The following is a 3,653-nucleotide window of genomic DNA, read 5'->3' as shown; positions in this document are numbered from 1 at the left end:
GCCACATCCTCCTTAGTCATTGCAGATACCTCCGAAGGTGGTGCCAGGCCTTGGGCACATCTTCCTCCCTGTTCTGGATCTCGAAGATCAGCGAGGGAAGGGTCGCCGGACTTAGGCCCTTTCTTCGCAGCTTCTGGAGCGCCCGCCTCAAGACCACGGGGGGCGCCCTTTCCTGCAGGGCACACTTGATCTCCCTGGATAGGTGGCCGATGAATCTTTTCGGCGGTCTTTCCCTGCAGGAGGAGATGAACTCGGCCAAAAGCGTCTGAGTGGATACCTCAAATCCGAAGGCTTCTGTGACCGATTCATTTCTTCGGTCCGCTATGCGGAATTCTTTTTCTTTTTCCCCTTCTTTTTCTTTCCTTTCTTTTCTTTTTAGGCATGAATTTTTTTTCAAATTTTCTGAATCGATCATGTTTTTTTCGTGACGAGTCTCGGAATGATTCTTGAAATTTTCATGATTCGGGGGGGGAATTTTTGAGGGCTTTGGTCTATTAATCCGCTGGTATTTGTGCCAATTCGTGATCTGGATGTATGAACGGTTAGAGTTCTTATAGAGAATTATTGAACCGCTCAAACGAAGCTGCTCCAAATCTCGTGCGATCGTGGTTTGCTTGACATTGTCGTATGGAAAGATCGTACCACGAAGGAAATCGGGATGTCCGGTCAACCTTCCTTCATCATCCGCGTTTGAAACGAGTCCAAGAAAGAGCAATCGTTGCCGAAAGTTCCATTTTGCCACCTTTTCGTTTCCCCAAAAATTCGGATCCATCATCCTTCTGCGTGCCATTTTTCTCCCCCTCCATTTTTGAACCTCATTGCCTTTATATGTTGGACTCCTCGTCCTGGCCTGGCTCGCTCTTTTATCGTAGGGTTTCTCCTTCGCTTCCGGCTCCCCTCTTTTTTATCTGGGCTTCCTGATTGGTTTTCCTCGATGAAGTCCTCCGGTGAAAACTCGTTTGTGTGCCCCAAGATGTCTATGGGGTAAGGCTTGGGTGTGGGAAGATTCTCGGCCCTTCTCCACTCCAGCCAAAGGCAGGCGAGGAAGGCCTTTATCATCTTCCTTAAGGCCATGTTCTTCACGTGGCCCTCGGAGATGTAGCCATCCTTTTCGACTTTCTTTTTCCCCTCTTTGGGCAGACGTTCGGCGGGGACTATCTTTACTCCCTGGGACTCGAACCTTTCCACGAGTCTTACCCTTTCCTTCAGAAAATACTCATAGAATTTTCCCCTGGCCCGCATGAGGGACATGGCGAGCCTTATGCACATGGGTTTGAGGATCGTGTTGTAATGCACCTTCTCTCCAGGCTTTCTTTTCTCGGCTTTTCCTTCCGAGTCCACCCCGAAGCCGCAGTACCGCCAGAGCGAGGATATCGTGTCCGCTTCCCTGATGTCTATGAAGGGCACTATCTTGGCGATGTTTAGGTCCCCCACGCCCTTGACCTTCGAAAACCAGTCATAGGCTGGATGGGAGGGGATCCCTCTCCTCAAGGCATCCTCGATGTATCTCTCCAGGGAAAGGAGGCTCTCATGGATGTGTATGGTCTCCTCGTCCACCCTTTTCTCCTTGGCCAGGTCGACCAACTTCATCCGCCGGGCCTCGGCCTCCTCAACGAAGTTTTCTATCCTTTGCTTCCCAAGCGAAATCAGCCTGAGCTCGGCGGAGAGTCTCACTTTCTGGATGTAGTCTACCTGCCTTGTGAGGAAATACATTCCTTTGTTCGCTCCTTTCAGTTGGTTTCCTCTTCGACCACTGGCTCGCTCCATACCGTTGGTTTCCCTCTTCAATCTCTGGCTCCGCTCATCCGGCACCGGGTTTCTCACCGATCAATTGGCTCGCTCATCCCTTGTTGGGCTCCTTAACCAAACCCGGCTTTCGCTCAATTATCCCCGGTTTCCTCTACTAAGTTTGGCTCGCTCTTCTTCGGTGGTTTCCTCTTGGGAATATGGCTCGCTCATTCTCAAAGTCTCCTCGTCATCCACGAACCCCGGGCACTCGCCGCTTTCGTGCATCCAGGCAACTTCGGGATATTTGCAGACGGAGCAATAGCCCTCATCGGTTACCCTCAGGCACCCGGCACATCGCTCTATCACCAGTTGGTCGGATTTTGTTCTCATCTTCTCCTCCAGATTCTTTTAACCAAAATTTTCAAGCGGAAGATGATGGGCGGCCGGTACATTTTTGCGGCTTTTATATGGCTACACTCTTCGATCCTTGCCGGACAGTTACAATAATGGGTATTATCAGACCAAAGAAAAATAAGATAAGAATCGTTGTCTCCCTTTATTCTGAATTTTCTCCTTTTGCCCGGCCCACTTTCCAATAGCTCTATGTTTTTTTCGTTGAGCAATCTTTGAGCTTTTTCTTCAATGAAGGTTCTCATTTTCCACCCCTAAAATGGGGCCTCCTTAGTCTTTCCTTCTCTAATCTGTCTTCTTTTTTCTTTGCCCAGATCTGAAAGCGTTTTCTTTTGTTCGGGCGAAAGCGAATCCCACGGAATTTGGTTTTTGACTTTATCCAAATCCGCATCGGTAGAGGCTTCGTTTATCAGGATTTCAAAATCCTTAAAAGAGCTTTCCGGTATCCCGATGGGAGCTTCCCTTTCCTTAAGTTTCCAGGAGAAATCGAATCTATCGGCGGTGATGGATATTTCCGCCACGGGCGCGCCCCGTCCCAGTTTCCGGCAATCATGAGCCAGAAGAAGCGAACGGGTGATATTTCTATCCCTTCTTACGGGAATCAGTCGGAGGATTTCCTTGACAAAATAGGCCCCCTTGCCCCCGAAAGGCTCCAGTATCTCCTCGCCGGATTCCGTCTCTTCCCGGGAGATGGTCGATTTGTCTTGATTGATGACTATGGCGATGGCTTGTTTCTTGTGGGCCCAATCCTTGATATCCGCAAGCAGGGCGTGCATGGAGAGCATGGCTTCCCCTCTTTGTTTGAAATTAGCCCGGGCATATTTCCCCAATATTGGAAGGCCCACGGAATCCAATATGAATACATCAAGTTCGGGCAGTCTTCGGACGATATTTTCGATTTCCTCAAAGAGTGGGGTATAACGATATGATTGTCCCAATTCCTTTCGATCCATTAAATCCAGCGACCCTTCAGTATCCAGATAAAAAACCTTGCCCCCATTTTTAAGGACCTCTTTTGCAATTTCTCTGGCCAGGCTGGATTTCCCGGCTCGTGTCGGTCCATAGATCATCACTAAATCATTTCCCACCAAATCTTTGAAATGGGAAAGCATCGGAGTCTTTGCCATTTCTTTCTCCTTCTGATAAACTTTGGTTGCAGGGACTTGGGAGATGGCTTGAGGGTCATTTCTTAAGTCCTTCATCCTTTCTCACCCCCTTCAATCTCAATTATGGTTATATGATCCTCGCTTTGATCCATAAAGCCCTTGAGCTCGGGTTGGACATCGTGCCAATCGATCAAGTGTTTCAAGATGTCCTCGTGGTTCTCGCTTGAGAAACCGCAGATGTCGCAGATGAAAAGGGGCTTCGATTCATTTTTAACCATGCGCCACCCGTTCTTTATAAACCCTATATTGATGGCAAAATCGAGCGGCGTTGCAATAAGCCTCGCACCTCACCCTTTGTCCTTCCCTCTTTGTGACCTCGTGACCATATTGCTTGGCGAAAGCCAAAGC

General features: G+C 48.9%; 6 protein-coding genes. All 6 read right to left on the bottom strand.

Going from position 1 to position 3,653, the window contains the following annotated elements:
- Positions 1 to 16: 16 nt before the first annotated feature.
- The gene (locus tag AB1466_01565; protein ID MEW6188789.1) at positions 17 to 790 is read right to left on the bottom strand and encodes a hypothetical protein; all 774 of its coding nucleotides are present in this window, start codon (positions 788 to 790) and stop codon (positions 17 to 19) included.
- Entirely contained in the window at positions 772 to 1,812 is a 1,041-nt protein-coding gene (locus tag AB1466_01560) for a hypothetical protein (protein MEW6188788.1), read from the bottom strand. The genes AB1466_01565 and AB1466_01560 overlap by 19 nt, the downstream gene beginning before the upstream one ends.
- A 72-nt stretch (positions 1,813 to 1,884) precedes the next feature.
- Complete coding sequence (locus AB1466_01555) at positions 1,885 to 2,118, bottom strand: hypothetical protein (protein MEW6188787.1); 234 nt, start codon at positions 2,116 to 2,118, stop codon at positions 1,885 to 1,887.
- Positions 2,115 to 2,384 carry a hypothetical protein gene (locus AB1466_01550; GenBank protein ID MEW6188786.1) on the bottom strand — a complete coding sequence of 90 codons (270 nt, stop codon included), beginning with the start codon at positions 2,382 to 2,384 and terminating at the stop codon, positions 2,115 to 2,117. The genes AB1466_01555 and AB1466_01550 overlap by 4 nt, the downstream gene beginning before the upstream one ends.
- 9 nt (positions 2,385 to 2,393) lie before the next feature.
- A complete protein-coding gene (locus tag AB1466_01545; protein ID MEW6188785.1) occupies positions 2,394 to 3,341 on the bottom strand; it encodes an AAA family ATPase in 948 nt (315 codons plus the stop codon).
- Positions 3,338 to 3,523 (bottom strand): hypothetical protein, encoded by a 186-nt coding sequence (locus AB1466_01540; GenBank protein ID MEW6188784.1) that lies wholly within the window; start codon positions 3,521 to 3,523, stop codon positions 3,338 to 3,340. The genes AB1466_01545 and AB1466_01540 overlap by 4 nt, the downstream gene beginning before the upstream one ends.
- Positions 3,524 to 3,653: the final 130 nt, after the last annotated feature.

Source organism: Actinomycetota bacterium, from assembly GCA_040755895.1.
GTDB lineage: Bacteria > Actinomycetota > Aquicultoria > Subteraquimicrobiales > Subteraquimicrobiaceae > Subteraquimicrobium.
The sequence above is the reverse complement of the archived record's forward strand: the minus strand, read 5'-3'. Positions and strand labels throughout refer to the sequence as shown.

Bases quoted from the DNA above. Each gene is read 5' to 3' on its own strand.
- AB1466_01565 (MEW6188789.1), bottom strand. From the start codon at position 790: ATGGCACGCAGAAGGATGATGGATCCGAATTTTTGGGGAAACGAAAAG.
- AB1466_01555 (MEW6188787.1), bottom strand. From the start codon at position 2,118: ATGAGAACAAAATCCGACCAACTGGTGATAGAGCGATGTGCCGGGTGC.
- AB1466_01550 (MEW6188786.1), bottom strand. From the start codon at position 2,384: ATGAGAACCTTCATTGAAGAAAAAGCTCAAAGATTGCTCAACGAAAAA.
- AB1466_01545 (MEW6188785.1), bottom strand. From the start codon at position 3,341: ATGAAGGACTTAAGAAATGACCCTCAAGCCATCTCCCAAGTCCCTGCA.
- AB1466_01540 (MEW6188784.1), bottom strand. From the start codon at position 3,523: ATGGTTAAAAATGAATCGAAGCCCCTTTTCATCTGCGACATCTGCGGT.